20 protein-coding genes and 1 tRNA gene are annotated in these 20,885 nt (G+C 32.9%); 15 read left to right on the top strand and 6 right to left on the bottom strand.

Going from position 1 to position 20,885, the window contains the following annotated elements:
- Positions 1 to 14: 14 nt before the first annotated feature.
- Positions 15 to 1,880, bottom strand: coding sequence for an OmpA family protein (locus tag BUB42_RS01455; RefSeq protein ID WP_073016471.1), 1,866 nt, complete (start codon positions 1,878 to 1,880; stop codon positions 15 to 17).
- Between the two features lie 271 nt (positions 1,881 to 2,151).
- Positions 2,152 to 2,916: a hypothetical protein gene (locus BUB42_RS01450; protein ID WP_139257244.1), complete on the bottom strand. Its 765-nt coding sequence runs from the start codon at positions 2,914 to 2,916 to the stop codon at positions 2,152 to 2,154.
- Between the two features lie 111 nt (positions 2,917 to 3,027).
- Here BUB42_RS01450 and BUB42_RS01445 point away from each other — a divergent pair, with 111 nt between their 5' ends.
- The 3 genes from BUB42_RS01445 (at position 3,028) to BUB42_RS01435 (ending at position 5,418) form a co-directional block, all read left to right on the top strand.
- Positions 3,028 to 3,564, top strand: a complete 537-nt coding sequence (locus BUB42_RS01445; protein ID WP_073016752.1) for an RNA polymerase sigma factor — start codon at positions 3,028 to 3,030, stop codon at positions 3,562 to 3,564.
- A gap of 3 nt (positions 3,565 to 3,567) precedes the next feature.
- A complete protein-coding gene (locus tag BUB42_RS01440; protein WP_073016468.1) occupies positions 3,568 to 3,804 on the top strand; it encodes a hypothetical protein in 237 nt (78 codons plus the stop codon).
- Between the two features lie 843 nt (positions 3,805 to 4,647).
- The gene (locus BUB42_RS01435) at positions 4,648 to 5,418 is read left to right on the top strand and encodes a nitrilase family protein (protein ID WP_073016466.1); all 771 of its coding nucleotides are present in this window, start codon (positions 4,648 to 4,650) and stop codon (positions 5,416 to 5,418) included.
- Positions 5,419 to 5,422: 4 nt separating this feature from the next.
- Here the strand turns inward: BUB42_RS01435 and BUB42_RS01430 are convergent, their stop codons facing one another.
- On the bottom strand, positions 5,423 to 7,117 hold the full coding sequence (locus tag BUB42_RS01430; protein WP_317614885.1) for an Ig-like domain-containing domain: 1,695 nt from the start codon (positions 7,115 to 7,117) through the stop codon (positions 5,423 to 5,425).
- A 164-nt stretch (positions 7,118 to 7,281) separates the two neighbouring features.
- On the opposite strand from BUB42_RS01430, the gene mce reads away from it, so the two are divergent.
- The 3 genes from mce to BUB42_RS01415 all read left to right on the top strand — a co-directional run bounded on the left by mce (position 7,282) and on the right by BUB42_RS01415 (position 8,301).
- Positions 7,282 to 7,683 carry a methylmalonyl-CoA epimerase gene (gene mce / locus BUB42_RS01425; protein WP_073016465.1) on the top strand — a complete coding sequence of 134 codons (402 nt, stop codon included), beginning with the start codon at positions 7,282 to 7,284 and terminating at the stop codon, positions 7,681 to 7,683.
- 143 nt (positions 7,684 to 7,826) lie between these two features.
- Positions 7,827 to 7,900 (top strand) — tRNA-Ile (locus BUB42_RS01420).
- 188 nt (positions 7,901 to 8,088) lie between these two features.
- Positions 8,089 to 8,301, top strand: a complete 213-nt coding sequence (locus BUB42_RS01415) for a hypothetical protein (protein WP_073016463.1) — start codon at positions 8,089 to 8,091, stop codon at positions 8,299 to 8,301.
- Positions 8,302 to 8,316: 15 nt separating this feature from the next.
- Here the strand turns inward: BUB42_RS01415 and BUB42_RS01410 are convergent, their stop codons facing one another.
- Positions 8,317 to 8,904, bottom strand: coding sequence for a riboflavin synthase (locus tag BUB42_RS01410; RefSeq protein WP_073016748.1), 588 nt, complete (start codon positions 8,902 to 8,904; stop codon positions 8,317 to 8,319).
- Positions 8,905 to 8,962: 58 nt separating this feature from the next.
- Here BUB42_RS01410 and pdxA point away from each other — a divergent pair, with 58 nt between their 5' ends.
- The 9 genes from pdxA (at position 8,963) to BUB42_RS01365 (ending at position 16,287) form a co-directional block, all read left to right on the top strand.
- A complete protein-coding gene (gene pdxA, locus BUB42_RS01405) occupies positions 8,963 to 10,012 on the top strand; it encodes a 4-hydroxythreonine-4-phosphate dehydrogenase PdxA (RefSeq protein ID WP_073016461.1) in 1,050 nt (349 codons plus the stop codon).
- Positions 10,013 to 10,108: 96 nt separating this feature from the next.
- A complete protein-coding gene (locus BUB42_RS01400; protein WP_073016459.1) occupies positions 10,109 to 10,651 on the top strand; it encodes a YceD family protein in 543 nt (180 codons plus the stop codon).
- Positions 10,652 to 10,660: 9 nt separating this feature from the next.
- Positions 10,661 to 10,855: a 50S ribosomal protein L32 gene (rpmF, locus tag BUB42_RS01395; protein ID WP_007137315.1), complete on the top strand. Its 195-nt coding sequence runs from the start codon at positions 10,661 to 10,663 to the stop codon at positions 10,853 to 10,855.
- Positions 10,856 to 11,025: 170 nt separating this feature from the next.
- On the top strand, positions 11,026 to 12,024 hold the full coding sequence (locus BUB42_RS01390; RefSeq protein ID WP_073016457.1) for a beta-ketoacyl-ACP synthase III: 999 nt from the start codon (positions 11,026 to 11,028) through the stop codon (positions 12,022 to 12,024).
- 22 nt (positions 12,025 to 12,046) lie between these two features.
- Positions 12,047 to 12,511, top strand: a complete 465-nt coding sequence (gene accB / locus BUB42_RS01385) for an acetyl-CoA carboxylase biotin carboxyl carrier protein (RefSeq protein ID WP_073016456.1) — start codon at positions 12,047 to 12,049, stop codon at positions 12,509 to 12,511.
- 79 nt (positions 12,512 to 12,590) lie between these two features.
- On the top strand, positions 12,591 to 13,937 hold the full coding sequence (gene accC, locus BUB42_RS01380; RefSeq protein WP_073016454.1) for an acetyl-CoA carboxylase biotin carboxylase subunit: 1,347 nt from the start codon (positions 12,591 to 12,593) through the stop codon (positions 13,935 to 13,937).
- A gap of 262 nt (positions 13,938 to 14,199) precedes the next feature.
- Positions 14,200 to 14,496: a hypothetical protein gene (locus BUB42_RS01375; RefSeq protein ID WP_073016452.1), complete on the top strand. Its 297-nt coding sequence runs from the start codon at positions 14,200 to 14,202 to the stop codon at positions 14,494 to 14,496.
- Positions 14,497 to 14,530: 34 nt separating this feature from the next.
- On the top strand, positions 14,531 to 14,827 hold the full coding sequence (locus BUB42_RS01370) for a hypothetical protein (RefSeq protein ID WP_073016451.1): 297 nt from the start codon (positions 14,531 to 14,533) through the stop codon (positions 14,825 to 14,827).
- Between the two features lie 119 nt (positions 14,828 to 14,946).
- Positions 14,947 to 16,287, top strand: a complete 1,341-nt coding sequence (locus BUB42_RS01365) for a sigma-54-dependent transcriptional regulator (RefSeq protein ID WP_073016449.1) — start codon at positions 14,947 to 14,949, stop codon at positions 16,285 to 16,287.
- Here the strand turns inward: BUB42_RS01365 and BUB42_RS01360 are convergent.
- Together BUB42_RS01360 and BUB42_RS01355 are read right to left on the bottom strand one after the other, a co-directional pair.
- Positions 16,284 to 18,716 (bottom strand): hybrid sensor histidine kinase/response regulator, encoded by a 2,433-nt coding sequence (locus BUB42_RS01360; RefSeq protein WP_073016447.1) that lies wholly within the window; start codon positions 18,714 to 18,716, stop codon positions 16,284 to 16,286. The genes BUB42_RS01365 and BUB42_RS01360 overlap by 4 nt on opposite strands.
- A 111-nt stretch (positions 18,717 to 18,827) precedes the next feature.
- Positions 18,828 to 20,729, bottom strand: a complete 1,902-nt coding sequence (locus BUB42_RS01355) for a S9 family peptidase (protein WP_073016445.1) — start codon at positions 20,727 to 20,729, stop codon at positions 18,828 to 18,830.
- Positions 20,730 to 20,885: the final 156 nt, after the last annotated feature.

Raw genomic sequence — 20,885 nt, 5'->3', positions numbered from 1 at the left:
TTTATGGGAATTATTCAATACACAGGCACATTGTTAAAAGTAAATTTCATTTCACCGGAAAAACCCGTTGTGAAAGTCTGCTGCATGCCATCGCCTTTTGTGATAGGTTTTAAACCCTCAACAACGATCCCGGATATAAAATAGCCGCTTGCTTTTCCATCTTCTACCTTTTCTATCACAAATTTACAATTGGGAGATGCCGGTGGTAATTTTTGACTTAGCGATTCAGTGTAGAATGTTGCCATGTGACCATTTGCCACAACAGGAGAGAACTGATAGATATATGGCTTTTGTGCTGCGCCATAATGAAGAATAGCTTCAGTTTTTCTAATTTCTGCAAATTTCTTTGTGCCATACAAAGGGTTCTTTCTGTTGTTTTCCTCAAAATTAAATATTTCGGGTTTAAAGCTGAGGTTTATAGATCGCAACTCTATCTTGACATAATTTTCTTTGCTGTTGCCCTCTTCTATACTGGCAATAAAGGTGTAACTGGATTCGCCTGTTTTCATAAATTGCGCATAAGGTAGGTTAATAGTAAGAATTTTACTTTGTAGCGCAACAGTTGCAGCACCTGAAGATGATAGCGCTGGGCTTGCTGCTTTAGGTTTGTTGGTACTAATGGAACTTTTAGAAGTTCCGGCTGGCGGAATATATTTGTCAGCTCCTGGTTTAAAAATAAATTCTACCCGACGGTTCTGTGCTTTGCCTTCATACGATGTGTTATCAGCAATGGGTTGCGATTCGCCCTGGCCTTCGGTTGTTAATTTATTTTCATCAATGTTGTACTGGCTCATCAAGATTTCCCTCACAGCATCTGCTCTTTGTTGCGATAGTTTTAGATTGGCTGCATCGTCGCCGTTGCTGTCTGTATGGCCAACAATTTTTACGGGTGTTGTGGCTTCTTTTAAAATTTTGCTTACGTCAAGCAACGCGCCCATGCTTTCCGGTTTTAATTTGGCCGTGCCTGTGTAAAAGAGAAGGTTGCTTATTAATTTTCCTTCTTCGAATTTTGCGCGGGTATCGGGAATATCTTTTGCTACCCGTAAATTACTTATATAAAATTCTGAACCACCAACACTGCCAAATGCAAACTGCAATTGGTTAGGGACGTACTCCTCACTCACGGCTGCAAGGTCATACAATTTGCGGTCGTTCCACCACATGCGAAAGCGTTTACCCTGCACGCTCATACTTACATGTACCGGTACAGCATTGCCATAAGGCAAACTTTCAACCATTACATCTGATAATTTTTTATCGAAGGCGTACAAGCTTGCCCTGCTTTTATTATCCCCACCCACAATTGCAGAAAAGTTAATAGCTGGTTTTTTATCATTTCTTAAGATATTTTCGTCAGTTACCATATTGCCACCCGTATTTATAAGATTGATATCAATACGCGGATCATAGTTGTTTTTCACTATCAGCAGATCGAACTCGATGGTGAAGTTATTGCCCCAGCTCTGCTTTTTGTTTCGGGTGATGTGCTGGGCGCTGGTAGACGACATCTTTAACCAGTTACCCTCCAGCCCATCAATGGTGACTACTTCAGCAGAATTGGAGGTTATCCATCCCAAGGGTGTTTCACCGATGTTGTCTTTTTCGAAATTGTCGAAATATAAAATCGTGGAACCAGGCACAAAATCAAACTTGCTATAAACCTTTAAATTATTGGTGCCAGTGCTTGCTTTTTCTTCTGTAGCAGCAGCTTTATCGTTTGTATTATCGACTTGGATATCTCCAGAGTTCTTATTTTCGAATGCTTTCTCTACTTTTTTTGTGACTGCTTGTTCGGCTTTCTGTTTTAACTTTTTTAGAAATTGTGCGTTAGCACCGGCAAACACCAAAAAAAACACTGGGAATAGAAGATACTTTTTCATTGTTAAAGTTTTATTAATTGAGTTAGATTTTATTTTTTTACTAGCGTTGTTGCATCCCCAAATCTGGTGGTTGCAATAGTGGTGTAGGCTGAAAAAATTCATCGTCATTTTCTCTGCCATTGGCGAAATTCATTTGACTTACTCCAATTTTAAAAATGTTGTATTTTTGTTTTGCATCAAATACTTGGGGCAAATCAATTATCTTATTTTCATTAATATAAATGCGAAGTCTTCCGTTTTGTCTCCAAATTGAAAACTTAGAAATAGTACCTTAATTAGAACTATCATTGCACGACAATTCAGGAATTACAAGTCTATTATTTGAACTGATTGTTTCGTCTTTTTCTACTAATGTAAATCCCGCGGATTGAGAACAACCCGTCCAGTTGAATTGGAAATAATTTTCAGGATAATGGTTAGCCAAATCTTTATTAGGATTTTTAGAAGGCGATATAAAGAATTGGTAATCTAAAACATTGGAGCTTTGGAAGCACATAATGATATCGAACTCTAACGTAAAATTATCAGGCATATTTGTAACAAAATCAGGTTGAAAATAACCATCTTTTGTCATAGAAAGCCATTTTTGACTATTATCGTTCAGCGTTGTAATTTGAGCCGAAGAATTAGTGTTCCTATCTAATGGAAAATCGCTGACGCTGGTTGTAGAAAAATGATCGAAGTTAGGCTGTTTTTGACCTAGTTCAAAATCGAATTTAGAATTCTTTTTATTAGGTTTTGAAGACGATTTTTTTGTTGAACTAGAAGAAGATTGTCCTTGGTTGGCATCATTTATAGAATTTTGTGAGTCGTCTTGAGCTACTTCTTTTTTCTTTTCGTCTTTCTTTTTAAAGATATTTTTTAATTTATTTTCTACCTTGTCCAAAGCTTCGTCAACGGTTTCACTGCCCTTACGTTCCCCCCAATTGTAAGTTTGATCTTTTGAATTTTTTATGACTTTGCCACCTACAGTCTGTTGCGCCATAAGTGAAAGATAGCTCAGCATTAAAACGATTATAATTGCTAAATTTGTCATAACTAAGTAGTTAGTGTTTTTTAATTAGTGAAAGATCTTAGAAAAAGTAAACATTATTTAACAAAAATTTTATAAATTAGCTTTATTTACTTCTCTATAAAAATGCTACAAATGATTAAACTCAATTATTTGATTGAATCACTAAAGAAAAATGATGAGAAAGCCATTCGTGATTTTTACGATGAAAATAAAATTGGTTTCTTCCTTTTCGCTAAAAGATACAATTTACAATCGGATGATATTTGTGATATTTATCAAGACGCCATTGTTGCGCTAATTGAAAATGCGAAAAAAGGAAAAATTGACGATTTAAAAAGTAGTTTATCGACTTATTTATTTGGAATCGGAAAGTGTATGATTTTTCAAAAATTTAAGAAAGAATCAAGAAATTGTGCGTTTGATGAGTGTGAAGAAGTTGAAGTGATGTATGAGGAATATAACGAAGAAAGAATTAATTTACAAATAATTGAACTACAAAAAGGTTTTGGGAAACTAGGCGAACAATGCAGAAAATTGTTGCGCCTTTTTTATTATGAAGAAAAAAGATTAGACGAAATCTTATCTGATTTAGGATATATAAATAAAGATGTCCTAAAAAGTCAAAAATCTAGATGTTTAAAACAACTAAAAGTTCTAGCTAAAATTTAAATAATGAATCAAGATCAATTAATTCTCGATTATTTTGAAAACAGTCTGAGCAAAGAGGATAAAATAAATTTTGATTACTATCTTCAAATCGATGTCGATTTTGCCGAAGAAGTGGCTTTTCAACGAAACGTAAAAAAAGCAATCACACTGAATGAGCGTAAGATTTTAAAAGAAATACTTCAATCGTTTGAAAACAAGAAAAATCAAAAAACCGGTGTAAGTCTCTTATGCAGCCGATAGTTTAGTCTTTTTTTGGATGGTGCTTTTAATTTGTTTAATCAATCATTTAACATAGAAATTTTGTTTTGGCAATTTTATCCAAACATAGTTTTCCTGACATCAAGAGGCGAAAACATTGAGAACTCAGATCTACAGTGTTCGACGCTTAATTGCATGAATCGTTTTCTAATTTATATAAATCGTGTTAAGATGATGATGCGCTATTTACTAAAAGTATGTCACTGATACAATTACAAAACACAAAGAGGTAATTATTGTTTTTAATAAATATTTTTAAGAACGAAAGCGAGTTTACATCATTCGTTACATGGTTATAAAACACCCTGTTTTTTAAAAGTAGATCAAATAAAGATAGTTATTACATCACATAAATCACCTTTTTCGTATCGAAATACGCAACAAGTATAAATTCTAATTTTTAAATAACCTTTTTTCAAATTTAACATTTTAAAAAAAACTTGATGTTTGTCGTTTACGCTGGATTTGTTTATTAAATGAAAGGGCAATGTATAAGAAAATTAGCAGTACTATTATAAAAGCGTTTAAGTGTAAGGAGACTGACTTATCAAATGAATCTCAAATAAAAAACACCATCTAATTATAATAATTTAGTTATAATTGATTGTCAGATAATTAAATTTTAAAAATAAATTCTCTGTCAAAATTATTAATGCTTTAAATAGTAGGCATCACTTTTTAAAATACGTTGAAAGGACTTCGAAAATTTTTTTGAATTCTAAAAGAAAATCTTAAAGATTTTAGTACTTTTCAACAAAACAATAAAAGCCGTAATAAATTACAATCCTATCAAAGTTTGAAACCTTTTAAGTTTATTATAAAACAATGAAAATAGCGCTGATCCAAACCCAGCTATCATGGGAAAATCCATCTCAAAACAGAATTATTCTCACCAATAAGATTGAATCAATTTCTGAATCAATAGATCTTATTATTTTACCTGAAATGTTTACGAGTGGCTTTACTATGAATCCTGAGCGCGTTGCTGAAGCTATGGATGGAGTAACAATGCTGTGGCTACAAGCTTTAGCGAAAGCCAACAACTGCGCAATTACTGGAAGTTTAGTAATTAAAGAGGATGGAAATTTCTACAATAGATTAGTTTTTGTCTTTCCATCTGGAGATCTTCAGTTTTATGATAAACGTCATTTATTTACTTTGGCTGGAGAAGACAAACTGTATACTAGCGGCAACCAAAAAATAGTGGTTAACTATTTAGGTTGGAAAATTTGTCCGCTTATTTGTTACGATTTGCGTTTTCCGGCATTTTCCCGCAATCATGAAGAATATGATTTGTTGCTGTATGTGGCCAATTGGCCAAAAATCAGAATTAATGCATGGGATGCACTATTGAAAGCTCGAGCTATAGAAAACATGAGTTATACCGTTGGTGTAAATAGAATAGGTACTGATGCAAACGGGCATGAATATATAGGTCACTCACAAGTAGTAGATTTTCTTGGAGACTATGTTTTGCAGCCAGAAGAAGTTGAAGGTTTACTTTTTGTATCTCTCAAAAAAGACAAAATGATTGAAATGCGACAAAAACTGGGATTCTTGAATGATAAAGATAATTTTAGAATCGAAAAGCGATAAAATTCTACTTTTTTTTAACTGCTTTCTTTTTTATTTCAGGAATATAAGGCAGACTCAGGTCAAATGTTTGATTGACATCCCAATTTGCTCTTACGTCTAGTTCTTTGGAAAAATAAATGACTTCTTCGGGTTGTCGCTTTTCTAAGTAATTGCCTGGATCCCACAGTTTATTTTTGTTACTGTCGTAAATAGCTCGCAATGTATAAAGCGCTGGGTCAATTAAGTTAAAATTTATTGTTGTACTTTCCTCTGTATATTCGGTTGCAACAACATCACCTTTTGAATCAGTGAGTTCAATAATGACCGGAAACTGTTTTATGTTTTGCAACACAACAGTTAAGTTCCCATAATCAGAGGTATTTTTAGTTGAAACTTTATATTTTAGTGTATCATTTGATTTTCCATAATAATCATTTAAAGCCCCAGGCAAAAGTGAAAAATTATAATTTTCTGAAGGTTCTTTCTGGAAATCAAAGAAAATCCTTTGGTTAAATTCGTCATATTCAGTTGTGAAAGGCACCTTAATTTTTGCGTTATTAACTACATTTATTTTTGAATTATCAATTGCAATTAACGGAGTGGTACTTTCTAAGGTAAAACGATCTGTAAATTTCAGTTCGTTGGATTGCATAGCAGATATATCCAATGTGTCCTTTTTTTGATTTTTGATTTTAAAAGTAAAATTATTGCTGTACTTTTCTTTGGCTACAGCCAAATTTAAAGAATCAGCTTTGATGGGTTTATACCAAATTTGAAGCGAATCTTTTTGAAGAACTTTTGTGGCAAGACTTAATAGCATGACATCATTGTCTTTCAATGTAATTTGTGGTTTGGTTGCGTTCGCATTCACCACACCTTCATAACCCAAAAAAAGCCGATTTCCAGACGCCTGGACGGGTTTAAAAGCTTTAAAAGGTATTTCCTCTTTAAACAATGATAACTCTGGTGTTGCATCAGTTGGTATCGTCACAAAGTCACGATAAAAACCAATTTTATCGGTCTTTGGATTGTATTTGTTATTGTTGTTTAAATCTTTTAACGCCACAAGAAGGTATTTTCCAGCTTTTAAATTTTCAAGACGAAATGATTTTAAACTATCCAACGTATTAGTTATGTATCTAGGCGTTTCTTTATAAACGATGGAATCTGTAAAATTCTCGTTGACTTCATACAGCATAACCGACACGAATGATTCGACTTCTTTGTCGTAAGCGCTTTTTATAGTTCCATTCAAACTTAGAGAATCGATGAAATTACCAGTGGAAAAAACATATTTAAACTGGCTGTAGGGATTTCCTTCATTATTATCAGCGATGCTTTGACCAAAATTAAAACTATAAGTCGTATTGGGCTGAAGCGTATCTTTTATTTTTATTGTAATTGTTTTTGACACTGTTGTAAGAAGAACAGTTGGCTCAGTTTTCATAGGTGGTGAAACAATCAATTGTTTGTTTAAATCTTTTAATTTAATATTTTCGTCAAATACTAACTTAATTTGATTTCCTGTAAAATTAGTTTTAAAATTTTCTGGGAAACTAATTTTCAAAACCGGTGCAATTGTGTCTTTTAGACCGCCAGTTATAGAGCCTCTTTTGGCACAACTAAAAATAATAAAAAGGAAAATAAAGATGGTATATTTAAAATTATTTTTAAGCATGGTTTCAAAATTAAAATCTACAAAATAACAATTATAAATCATGCGAGCGAAATTTTTACAGCAATATTATGATCGCTATATTTTAACTTACTGTAAGAATGCTTTAATTATTTTTATTTAATGTTTATTTTTACGGCAAAAAAAAGTCAAACAGGTTCGCTTACCAATTTGATTTTGAAGTAACGTATAAATCAATGCTACGTATTATGAGGAAGATAGAACATATTGGAATTGCTGTGAAAGACTTAGAAGTATCAAATTTAGTTTTCGAAAAACTTTTTGGCGCTTCCGCTTATAAACATGAAGAAGTTGAAAGTGAAGGCGTTTCAACCTCCTTTTTTAAAAGCGGACCAAACAAAATTGAGTTACTTGCTGCTACAAATCCTGAAAGTCCAATCGCAAAATTCTTAGAAAAAAAGGGAGAGGGGATTCATCACATTGCATTTGATGTTGAGGATATCACCGCAGAGATTGCGCGTTTGAAAGAAGAGGGATTTATTGTCCTTAATGACGTCCCTAAAAAAGGAGCTGATAATAAGTTAGTTGCTTTTTTACATCCTAAAAGCACCAATGGAGTTTTAATAGAATTATGTCAAGAAATAAAATAATTTCAGATAATTAGAATGAGTAGTGTTCTAATTGCCAGTTGTTTTGTGCAAATTAAATAACTTTAAGAAAAGAATATGTAAATCTATTTCTAAAAACATTTGGAGCAAACCAAAAATAGTAGTAATATTGCAAACTCTAAACCGGTCCTATAGCTCAGCTGGTTAGAGCACCTGACTCATAATCAGGTGGTCCCTGGTTCGAGCCCAGGTGGGACCACAAAATAAAAAAAGCCTTGCAGAAATGTAAGGCTTTTTTTGGCTGTTTAAATTTAAATGCTATTAATTGAGTTGAAAGACATGTTTTTTCGCTGATTATTTTTTTTTAAACAAACTATATGTTTAATTTGTATGCAGTTAAAATGGAATCAGGCCAATTGAGCTTTTATTTTTATATTTCCCCCATTTATGAAGATCTTATCAAATAAATTTTATTTTATAATTGTTGCTCTGTTTGTGTTTATAAATACAGCAACTGCTCAACCACCTCCACCTAATGAGCCTGCTCCTCCTGTTGTTCCTATCGATGGCTTGTTGACCGTATTTATTGTTGTGGCTGTAGTTTTTGGAATTTATATGATCTATAGAAATAAAAAAAATCAAACCCCTTTACGAAATTAAAGGGGTTTGATTTTTTTATTTATTAGCGTAGAGCTTAGAAACATATTTTCCAATCATGTCAAATTCTAAATTAACTTTTGTGCCTACTTTAAAAGATTTAAAATTGGTGTGTTCATAAGTATAAGGGATAATAGCAACGCTAAATTGATTGTTTTTGGAATCAACAACTGTTAGACTCACTCCATTAACGGTAATAGAACCTTTTTCAATTGTAATATTGTTAGGCTTTCCATCGTATTCAAAAGTGTAAAACCAGCTTCCGCTAGTTTCCTTGGCAACAATACAAGTCGCAGTTTGATCCACGTGGCCTTGAACAATATGTCCGTCAAGACGGTCACCAAGCTTCATTGCTCTTTCAAGATTTACACTGTCTCCGACTTCCCATGAACCTAAACTGGTTTTATTTATTGTTTCGTCAATAGCCGTAACAGTGTATAAGTTGTTACTTATTGCAACAACCGTAAGGCAAACTCCATTATGAGCGACGCTCTGATCAATTTTTAATTCGTTTGTGATTGTTGAATTAATGGTGATGTTGACATTAGTTTGATCTTTCTTAATTTCTTGGATGGTACCAAGGGTTTCTATGATTCCTGTAAACATTTCTTGTTTTATTTTACTAAATTTGCACTTCAAAATTAGCAATAAATAACGTGAAGTCATTATGAAAAAAGCAGAAAATATAATCGTAGGAATTTCCATTGGAGATTTAAATGGTATTGGAAGCGAAGTTGTTCTAAAAACATTTGAGGATTCTCGGATGTTGGAATTATGTACTCCTGTCATTTTTGCAAATGTTAAACTTTTATCGTTTGTTAAAAAAACGTTTCAGTCCACTTCCTTGTTACATGGTATTGATAAGCTTGATCAAATTGTGCCTGGTAAAATCAATGTACTAAATCTTTGGCGAGAAGTTGTTGATGTAAAACTTGGCGAAAGCGACGCAAAAGCCGGCGAATATGCAATTAAATCATTTGTTGCTGCTACTAAAGCTTTAAATGAAGGATTAATCGATGTTCTAGTAACAGCACCAATCAATAAGTATAATATACAATCAGAAGAATTTAAATTTCCAGGACATACTGATTATTTAGATCAAGAATTAGAAGGCAATGCCCTAATGTTGATGGTTCAGGATAATTTAAGAATAGGATTACTAACAGATCACATACCAGTAAGCGAAGTAGCATTGCATATTACTGAGGAATTAATTGCAAAAAAAATTCAAACAATTAAGCAATCCTTAATTCAAGATTTTAGCATTATTAAACCAAAAATTGCTGTGCTAGGTTTAAACCCGCATTGTGGTGATGGAGGAGTAATTGGTTCTGAAGATGATTTAATTATCAAGCCAACTTTGAAAAAGTTATTTGATAAGGGAACTTTAGTTTTTGGACCTTTTGCTGCGGATGGATTTTTTGGGAGTAATCAATATGAGAAATATGATGCGGTAATTGCGGCTTATCATGATCAAGGATTAATACCATTTAAAACTTTGTCTTTTGGTAACGGTGTTAACTACACAGCGGGTTTAAACAAGATAAGAACATCGCCAGATCATGGCACTGCTTATGACATTGCTGGCAAAGGAATTGCTGATTATAATTCGTTTAAAGAGGCAGTATATTTAGCAATAGATATTTATCATTCGAGAAATCAGCATGCGATAATCACTGAAAAACCATTGAAAACAAAAGAAAAACAGTTGTAAACAAAAAAAAGTGAATAACATTATTAGTTTTGCAATATATTTATATCTTTGCACTCCCGTTCCGAAGCGTCGAAATAAGGGCAAATTGCTATTAAAATGAAGAACACAAAAGAATTTTTAATTCCTTTTGCAGGATTAAAACTAGCAAAACATCATTTTGAATATCAAATCGATAATGCGTTCTTTGAAATCTTTGATTTTAACGAATATCAAGATTCAAACATTACCGTCAAGGTCGTTTTAGAAAAGACAAGTACGCTGTTAGAATTGAGTTTAAAGCACAAAGGGACTGTAAATGTACCTTGTGATTTGACAAGTGAAGATTTTGATTTGCCAATTAAAGGCAAGATGAAATTAATAGTTCGTTTTGGAGAAGAATTCAATAATGACAATGAAGAGTTATTGATTTTGCCGCATGGCGAATTTGAAATTGACATTGCACAATTTATTTATGAAATGATTGTATTGTCGGTTCCATTAAGACGTGTTCATCCTGGAATAAAAGACGGGACTTTAAAAACAGAAGCTTTAACCAAGCTCAATGAACTTAAAGTTAAAGAAATAAAAGAAGAGAATAAAGAAGAAGAAAATATAGACCCACGCTGGGACAAATTAAAGCAACTATTAACGGATAAATAATATCATAAAATGGCACATCCTAAGAGAAAAATCTCCAAAACAAGAAGAGATAAAAGAAGAACACATTACAAAGCTACTGTAGCACAAATCGCTACATGTCCTATTACAGGAGAGGCGCATTTATACCACAGAGCTTACTGGCATGAAGGTAAAATGTACTACAGAGGGCAAGTTGTTATAGATAAGTCTGTAGCTGTTGCTTAATACATTTTTGTAAATTATATTCGAACTCTCACATCGTGAGAGTTTTTTTGTTGTTTATAATCAATGTTAAAAGAAGTTCTATGTCTTAGAGAATGGAATTTTTTTTGTAATTTTCACGTCTTTTAAAAATTTTCAAATAGCAATATTTGACTAGAAATAAATTGCATACAATGAATACAATCACAGCCGCAATTACCGCTGTTGGAGCTTATGTTCCAGACTTTGTACTTACAAACAAAGCTCTTGAAACCATGGTTGATACCAATGACGAGTGGATTACCTCTCGTACAGGAATAAAAGAAAGAAGAATTCTTAAAGATGAGGATAAAGGAACGTCGTTTTTAGCAATAAAGGCTGCGCAAGATTTAATGGCCAAAGCAAATATCAATCCTCTAGAAATCGATTTATTGATAATGGCTACAGCAACTCCAGATATGCCTGTTGCTGCCACAGGCGTTTATGTTGCTACAGAAATAGGTGCAATTAATGCTTTTGCTTTCGATTTGCAAGCCGCGTGTTCCAGTTTTCTTTATGGAATGTCAACTGCTGCTGCATACATACAATCAGGGCGTTATAAAAAAGTACTCTTAATTGGAGCTGATAAAATGTCTTCAATCGTGGATTATAAAGACAGATCCACTTGCATTATTTTTGGAGACGGAGCTGGAGCCGTTTTATTTGAACCTAATTATGAAGGATTCGGACTTCAAGATGAGTATCTTCGAAGCGATGGAATAGGCAGAGACTTTTTAAAAATTGATGCAGGCGGTTCACTAAATCCTACTTCTGTTAAAACTATAGAAGGAAATAGACATAACATTATTCAAGACGGAAAAACTGTTTTTAAATATGCGGTTGTTAACATGGCAGATTCTAGCGAATTAATCATGAAAAGGAATAATTTGACAAATGATGATGTAAATTGGTTAGTTCCACATCAGGCTAATAAACGTATTATTGATGCTACAGCAAATAGAATGAATCTCGAGGATTCTAAAGTGCTTATGAATATTGAGAAATATGGTAACACAACATCAGCCACTTTACCTTTGGTACTTAGTGATTTTGAACATTTATTTAAAAAAGGAGACACTTTGATCTTCGCTGCTTTTGGAGGCGGATTCACTTGGGGATCTATTTATTTAACATGGGCATACGACAAAAAATAAATTTAAACTAAAACAAATAATCATGGATTTAAAAGAAATTCAGAATCTAATTAAGTTTGTAGCAAATTCAGGAGTTGCAGAAGTGAAGCTGGAAATGGATGATGTAAAAATCACTATTAGAACAACTTTAGAAGGGAATGTAGCAGAAACCACGTATGTTCAACAAATGCCACAGCAACCAGCAATACAACAACAAGTTGCTCCAGTCGCTGCTCCTTTGCAAGTTCCCGTAGTTGAAAATTCTCATTACGTTACTATAAAATCACCTATCATTGGAACTTTTTATAGAAAACCATCTCCAGATAAACCAATGTTTGTTGAAGTCGGCAAAACAATTGCTAAAGGTGATGTTCTTTGTGTTATCGAAGCGATGAAATTATTTAACGAAATTGAATCTGAAATTTCGGGTAAAATTGTTAAAATATTGGTTGATGATATGTCGCCAGTTGAATTTGACCAACCATTATTCTTAGTAGATCCTTCATAACATTTTCAACTACCACGATTGTAAAGTGCCAAAACCCAGAAGCTGGAGTCTTGGAATTTGAATTTTAAATTTTAAAATGATGTTTAAAAAAATATTAATTGCAAATAGAGGTGAAATTGCATTACGTGTAATTAGAACGTGCAAGGAAATGGGGATAAAAACAGTTGCTGTTTATTCTACTGCTGATGCCGAAAGTCTTCACGTAAAGTTTGCTGACGAGGCAGTTTGTATAGGTCCGCCGCCAAGTAATCTTTCTTATCTAAAGATGTCAAACATCATTGCCGCTGCTGAAATTACAAATGCAGATGCAATTCATCCTGGTTATGGCTTCCTTTCTGAAAATGCTAAATTTTCGAAAATTTGTCAGGAACATGGGATTAAGTTTATTGGAGCTTCTCCAGAAATGATTGATCGAATGGGAGACAAAGCTTCCGCAAAAGCAACGATGATTAAAGCTGGTGTTCCTTGTGTACCTGGTTCAGTTGGAATTTTAGAATCGTATGAACAAGCTTTACAATTATCTCGTGAATTTGGTTTTCCAGTTATGCTTAAAGCAACTGCTGGTGGTGGTGGAAAAGGAATGCGTGCCGTTTGGAAAGAGGAAGATTTATTGAAAGCATGGGAAAGCGCACGTCAAGAATCAGCAGCAGCTTTTGGAAATGATGGAATGTATCTTGAAAAATTAATTGAAGAACCTCGTCATATTGAAATTCAAGTTGTGGGCGATTCTTACGGTAAAGCATGCCATTTATCAGAAAGAGATTGTTCCGTACAAAGACGTCATCAAAAATTGACCGAGGAAACACCTTCTCCGTTTATGACAGATGATCTTCGATTAAAAATGGGTGAAGCTGCAGTTAAAGCCGCTGAATTTATTAAATATGAAGGTGCTGGAACTGTAGAATTCTTAGTAGATAAACACCGTAATTTCTATTTCATGGAGATGAATACGCGTATTCAAGTAGAGCATCCCATAACGGAACAAGTTATAGATTACGACTTAATCCGAGAGCAAATTCTTGTTGCAGCCGGCGTTCCAATTACAGGAAAAAATTACTTACCAAAGCTACATGCAATTGAATGCAGAATAAATGCCGAAGATCCTTATAATGATTTTCGTCCTTCCCCAGGAAAAATTACAACGCTTCACATGCCAGGAGGACACGGAGTGCGACTGGATACACATGTATATTCAGGTTACACAATTCCCCCTAATTATGACTCTATGATTGCAAAGTTGATCACAACAGCACAATCACGTGAAGAAGCGATAAGCAAAATGAGAAGAGCTTTAGACGAATTTGTTATTGAAGGTATAAAAACGACAATTCCTTTCCATAGACAGTTAATGGATGAGCCTCGTTACATTGCGGGGGATTACACCACTGCTTTTATGGATACTTTCAAAATGAACGATCCAGAATAAAAGTTATATTTTTTTTTGATAAAACCTTACAGCGATGTAAGGTTTTTTTTTGCGTTAATTTCGTTGAAAAGACATTAAATGTATAAAAATTACACACCTTTGAAACCCATTTACCCACATTTCCCAAGAAAAAAACCCATATAAAATTGCAATTCATTGTTTTTAAAGGCTTTATCGCTATCGAATGCAACTAGATAAAATTGGTATGATTATTCTATTAGACTAAACAACGACAACATTCAATAATATAAAAATCAACATTATGAAAAAATTAATTTTATCAGCCGCAATTGTTTTAGGAAGTTTATCAACTTATGCCGCACACGTACCAAATGATTTGAAAGTTGTAAATACATTAGTGATGCAAGAAGAATATACAGAGGTGAAAGTTGAAGAGGTTACCGCAGCTGTCACAGATGCATTAAAAATAGCTTATCCAAATGCTATTTTAGATAAAGCTTACATTAATGCCAAAAAAGAGTACAAACTAGACGTGACTGCTGGAGATAAAAAAGGAAATCTTTATGCAGATGAAAACGGGAAGTGGATTCAAAAATAAAATATAAATAGTAAATAATTTAAAAATAAAAATCATGAAAAAATTAATTTTATCAGCCGCGATCGTTTTAGGTAGTTTTTCTACATACGCTGCAACAGTTCCAAGTTCTAATGAAGTAGTTAGTAACATTGTAGTACAAGAAGAGTATAAAGAAGTTAAACTGGAACAGGTTCCAGAGGCAGTTAAGTCAGCGCTTGAAACAGCTTATCCTGGTGCAGTTATTGGAAAAGCTTACATTAATGATAAGAAGGAATATAAATTGGACATCGCAGTTGGAGATCAGAAAGCTACTGTTTATTCGGATGCCAAAGGAAATTGGATAAATAAGTAATTAAAAAGTATTTAATTTGTGAAAAGAGAGATTGTTTTTAACAGTCTCTCTTTTTTTTGCAAAAATTTAGGATATTACTATTTAAATAACTTTATTTTAGCGTTAAAGTTTAACAAGTAATGGCTAAAATATTATTAATAGAGGATGACGTATCTTTTTGTAAATTATTAGAGAAATTTCTATTAAAAAAATCTTTTGAGGTTGTGACGGCATTTTCTGGATCTGATGCAAAAGATAAATTAAAAATCACAAATTTTGACTTGATAATTACTGATTTGAGGTTGCCTGATTACGACGGGATTTCACTTATGACCGAAATAAAAGCAAGTCACGATTCTATTCCAATAGTATTAATGACTGGTTACTCTGATATAAATACAGCTGTCAAGGCAATAAAAAACGGAGCAGCTGATTATATTTCGAAACCTTTCAACCCGGAAGAGGTATTATTAGTTATTGCAAATGCATTGCAAAATGCCGAAGGAATTGCTCCAAAGCAAACTTTAAGGGAAAATACCAGAAAACCTGAAATAGTTGTCAAAAAAACATTTGTAAAAGGTATCTCAGTTGCATCTCAAAAACTTGCGGAATATATAAATTTAGTTAGTCCCACAAATATGTCCGTTTTAATAATCGGAGAAAGTGGAACAGGCAAAGAGGTAATTGCAAAAAGTATTCATGAAAACAGTTTAAGAAAAAATACTAATTTCGTCGCAGTTGACTGTGGTTCAATTCCAAAGGAGCTGGCCGCAAGCGAATTTTTCGGGCATGTAAAAGGATCTTTTACTGGCGCTATACAGGATAAAATAGGTTTTTTTGAAGCTGCAAATGGCGGAACTATTTTTTTAGATGAAATAGGTAATTTATCTTACGAAAATCAAATACAACTTTTAAGAGCGTTACAAGAAAGAAAAATAAAACCCGTAGGTAGCAATAAAGAAATTGATGTTGATATAAGAATTATTACCGCTACAAATGAAGATTTGAGAGAAGCGGTAAAAAATGGTGATTTTCGGGAAGATTTATATCATAGAATCAACGAATTTTCTATTCACTCGCCGTCGTTAGTTGAGCGAAACGAGGATTTAATGCTATTCTCCGATTTTTTTCTTGAAAAATCAAATCAAGAATTAAATAAAAATGTAATTGGTTTCTCTGATGATGTGATGACCATTTTTCAAAATTACAATTGGCCTGGAAATCTCAGAGAACTTCAAAACTGTATTAAGAGAGCTACTTTATTAACAAAAGGAGATTTTGTAGAAAGAGATTCGTTACCTGCCGAATTTTTTCAGCAAGAAAAAGTGCCGAACGCTGATTTTTCACTATCTGTAAATGAAAAAGAAACTATTTTGGAGGCATTAAATAAAACCAACAATAATAAAACTGAAGCCGCTAAACTTCTTAAAATTAACAGAAAGACATTATATAATAAATTGAAGCTCTACGACATAAATTAATCATATTCTTTTTCCAATAGCAAAAAAAGCGCTGTAATTTTGTTTTTCAAACGGGAAATTAAAGAATTTAGATCTTCTAAATCTACATCTTTCAGTTCTAATTGATCTAAAATTATACTGATTTCTTCTGCTTTAATCTGTTTGAACATCGGATTCATTTTGTGCGATATAATTTTAATTTTTTCAAAATCAGAATCTATCAGTGCTTGTTCTAAAATAGTTAAATTCTCAAGTGAGTCTGTGGTAAATGAGGTTAGAATTTCTTTTAAAGCAGTTTGATCGTCTGGTAAAAAGGATTTAAGATCTTCAAGAGAATAAGATTCGTTATGTTTTAAAGGAATGATTTCTGCTTCAAATTTTTTTGCAACAGTTGAAATATTTAAAACAGCATTGATAGAGTTCAATAATGTTTTGGGAGTGAATGGTTTCTTAATATATGTTGTAAATCCAGCATTTATATAATCTTCAAAGTCTAAATCATTTCTTCCGGTTACGGCAATTATCGGCTGATTTTTATAATTTGTCACTGGATTACTTAGCAACTCTTTCAAAAAAGAAAAACCATCCATAATTGGCATCTGAATATCAGTAATAATAAAGTCAAATGGATTTTTTTCGATCCAAGAAAGTGCATCAAGAGCATTATTAAACGCTTCGACCACAAAGTTATTCTGCCTTAAAACCTCTGTTGTAAGTTGTAATAAACTATGATCATCATCTATCACGATTGCGGTGTATTCTTTTTTATGTAGTGGTGCAATTTTATTTAAATTAGGCAAAGTTTCAGCAAATAGTAAAGGAAACTGAATTTCAAAAACACTTCCTTTTCCAATTTCGCTTTTTAGACTTAAAGATCCGCCCAAGATTGCAGTCATTTTTTTAGAAATTGTAAGTCCTAACCCCGTTCCTCCAAATTTCTTTTCAATTTTTTCAGTAGCTTGTGCAAATTCCTCAAAAACCAATTGCTGATTTTTTTCTTCTATTCCAATCCCGGAGTCTTCAATTAAAATGATGACAAAACTAGTTTGTAAATTCAAATTAGCTTTAATAGCGATGAAACCTTGCTCCGTAAATTTAAAAGCATTTCCAATAATATTAGAAAGTATTTGCCTAAGTCTAAATGGATCGCTAATTATTCTTTGCTGCAGCATTTCGTCTATTTCAATGCGAAGTTTTATTGGTTTTTGCAAATAAATCGACTGTACATTGGTTGCTATTTCCTTTATAATTTCGGGCAATAAAAATGGAATTTTTTCAACTGAAACTTTTCCAGCTTCTATTTGTGTAAAATCTAATAAGTCTTGCACTAATTTCGAAATATAACTAGACGATCCTTTGATACTTTTAGTGAAATGTAATTGTTTTTTAGTTAATTCTGAATTGCTTAGGAGTTCTGTATATCCAATAATGGTGCTCAAAGGCGTCTTTAAATCATGGCTTACAGTAGAAATAAGTTGCTCTCTATTGACGAGTAATTTCTTAGTTTGTAGATTAGCAGATTCTAATTGTTGCTTATACAATTGTGTTTTGGAGAAATCGTTTAAAATTAAAATGAGAAAAAACAGTGTTAAAAACAGTCCAATTGCCGCCACGATGGTGACAATTTTATTAGTTTTTTCTAATGATTTTTCTCTTTCTAAATAGCTTGTTGTTGTATTTACAATTATTTCTCTTTCGATGATTCCAAAAACTTTCCTTAACTGCTCAGAAATTAGAAGTTCGTTTTTTAGAAGTTTATTTTCTTCGGCTGTTAACAGTTTTTTCTTATTTTCAGTCTCTCGCTTTACGTCATTTAATAACATTTTTGAAACACTTACAATCGAGTCAGATTCCTCTTTAGTCAACGTATTTGAACTATCATCAGGAATATTTTGATTCAGATATCCTACATATTTTTTTAAAACATTTCGCTCGTAATCTCCCATCGATGCTGGATTTTTGACAAAATCCTCCATTTGTATTTTTCGCATTGAGGATTGCATTTTTGTCAAATCGTTGATCGCATTACGGACTGCGTTTTCATCTGCGTTTTTATTTTTTATAAACTTTAACTGGCGAATGTTCTTTGTTTTTTTAGATAATAGCAATTGTACACTATCAAGCAACTTTCTTTGATATTGAGTAGAAACTACCGCTTTCAAAGAATCAATATCTATTTTTAATTTTTTAGTTTTGGCAACATAAATAGTGAAATCTTCATCAGAATCTGTTTGAATTGCTACCCTCGCTAAACTTTCTGTATTATATAAATCTGATAAAATTGTGCTAACTCTAAGTATGGAACTATTTTTTTCTGTAAATCTCTGTTCGGTTTTAGAGAAACTTTTATTTTCAGAATACAGAAACCAGCCTGCTGCCCCAAAAAGAAGTACTAAAACAAGGTAACTGCTAAATATTTTTATCGGAATGTAGCTCTTTTGGTCGTCCATCTTTCAAAGATAAATATTAGAGAAAGCTTTATAGTTAACATATTCAAAATATTTTAGGCTTAAGAAAAAACCCCACTAATAAGTGAGGTTTTTATGTAAAAAAGCAAAAAATTACAAGGTCTCTTGCAACCATTTATAAAATTCTTTTTGCCAAACTTGCGCATTCTGAGGTTTTAAAACCCAGTGATTTTCTTCTGGAAAGTACAGAAACCTACTTTTTATACCTCGTAATTGTGCTGCTTGAAAAGCTTCTTGCGATTGTCCTATTGGAACCCGAAAATCTTTACCTCCTTGAATAATCAAAATAGGAGTATTCCATTTATCTACATAGTTAATAGGGTTGAATTTATTGTATGCTTTTTGAGCATTTAAGTTATCCTTGTCCCAATATGGCCCGCCAAAATCCCAATTGTTAAAGAAAACTTCCTCGGTAGTTCCAAACATGCTTTGTGTATTAAAAACTCCGTCGTGAGCAATAAATGTTTTGAATCGGTTGTTGTGAATACCAGCTAAATAAAAAGCTGAATATCCGCCATAACTCGCACCAACGCAACCTAAACGTTTTGTGTCAACGTAACTTTCTTTAGCAACATCATCAATAGCTGATAAATAATCCTGCATTACTTGTCCGCCCCAATCCTTACTGATTTGCTCGTTCCATTCTACGCCGTGCCCTTGCATACCACGACGATTGGGTGCTACAATAATATATCCATTTGCCGCCATTAATTGAAAATTCCAGCGGAAAGAATAACTTTGCGTTAAAGGAGATTGTGGTCCGCCTTGACAATATAAAAGCGTTGGGTACTTTTTTGAAGCATCAAAGTTAGGAGGGAGAATTACCCAAACGAGCATTTTCTTACCATCTGTTGTAGTTACGTATCTTCTTTCGGTTTTGCTTAACGCCAAATTGCTGTAGATTTTTGTATTAACGCTAGATAATTGATTCCATACTTTTTTCTTTAAATTATAAGAATAAATTTCAGCGGCATGATTCATATCAGTTCTAGTCACAATAACGGTATCGCCAGACAATCCAACAATAGCGTTAACATCAAAATCGCCATTTGTAATTTGGGTAACAGTCAGAGCTATTTTTTTAATACCAGGAAAATTAACTTCAAACAATTGCTTTGTCCCACCAATTGGCGCAACAAAATATATTTTATTTCCCTGCTTACTCCATAAAAAACTATCAACTGTTCCATCCCAATTAGCTGTTAAATTGATCTTCAAACCTTTATAACTAACAATCAAATCGTTTTTATCTGCTTCATATCCATCTCTTTTCATCTGTAGCCAAGTCAAGTCTCCAGTTGGAGAAAATTGTGGAGCCATGTCGTAACCTAGATTTTCTTCTGTTCTATTGATGGTTTTTCCAGTTTCTAAATTATATTCATAAATATTAGTGTCTGTTGAAATTGCGTATTGAGTTGCTGCCTTTTTCTTGGAAACATAAATAATGTTTTTACTGTCTGGTGACCAAATATAATCTTCATCACCTCCAAAAGGTTTTTGCGGACTATTGAAATTTTCTCCTTTAAGAATATCAATTCCTATTGCTCCTTCAACATTTTCTTTATAAAAAACATGGTTAAATTTCCCTTCATTCCAAGTGTCCCAATGACGATAATCTAATCCATTGTAAATTTGGGCATCAGATTTTTGTAGATCTGGATAAAAATCTTTCCCATGAACTTTTTCTAGTTTGACTTCTTCATTATAAAGTAAAAATTTTCCGTTAGGCGAAATATTTTTATCAGCTAGAATGCTTTTTGAATCTTTTATTTCAGTTGCATTCCCACCATTTATCGGTAAAGTAAACAACTTTGTATCTGATTTATTTTCCTCCACAGAGGGAAAAGTTACCTTGTAAACTATGTTTTTTCCATCTATGGAAAGACCTAAAGGCGTAACTCGTCCTAATTTCCAAAGTAATTCAGGCGTCATTACATTTTGCGCCGCAGCATTTAAACTCATCAGTAATAAAGGTATTAGAAGTAATTTTTTCATTTGTAAATATTTTTATTTCGAACCATAAAAATAGCTAATTATCTTTAACCCAAAAGACTAAAAAAACATAAATTTATGTTCCCGCTGGTCAAAAATAGGATCGTTGATCGTCAGCTTTAATTATTAATTATTTGCTGATATTTCAAAATCTTAACT

The organism is Flavobacterium micromati, assembly GCF_900129585.1.
Taxonomy (GTDB): Bacteria; Bacteroidota; Bacteroidia; order Flavobacteriales; family Flavobacteriaceae; genus Flavobacterium; species Flavobacterium micromati.
This window is presented reverse-complemented; position numbering and strand designations above follow the sequence as displayed.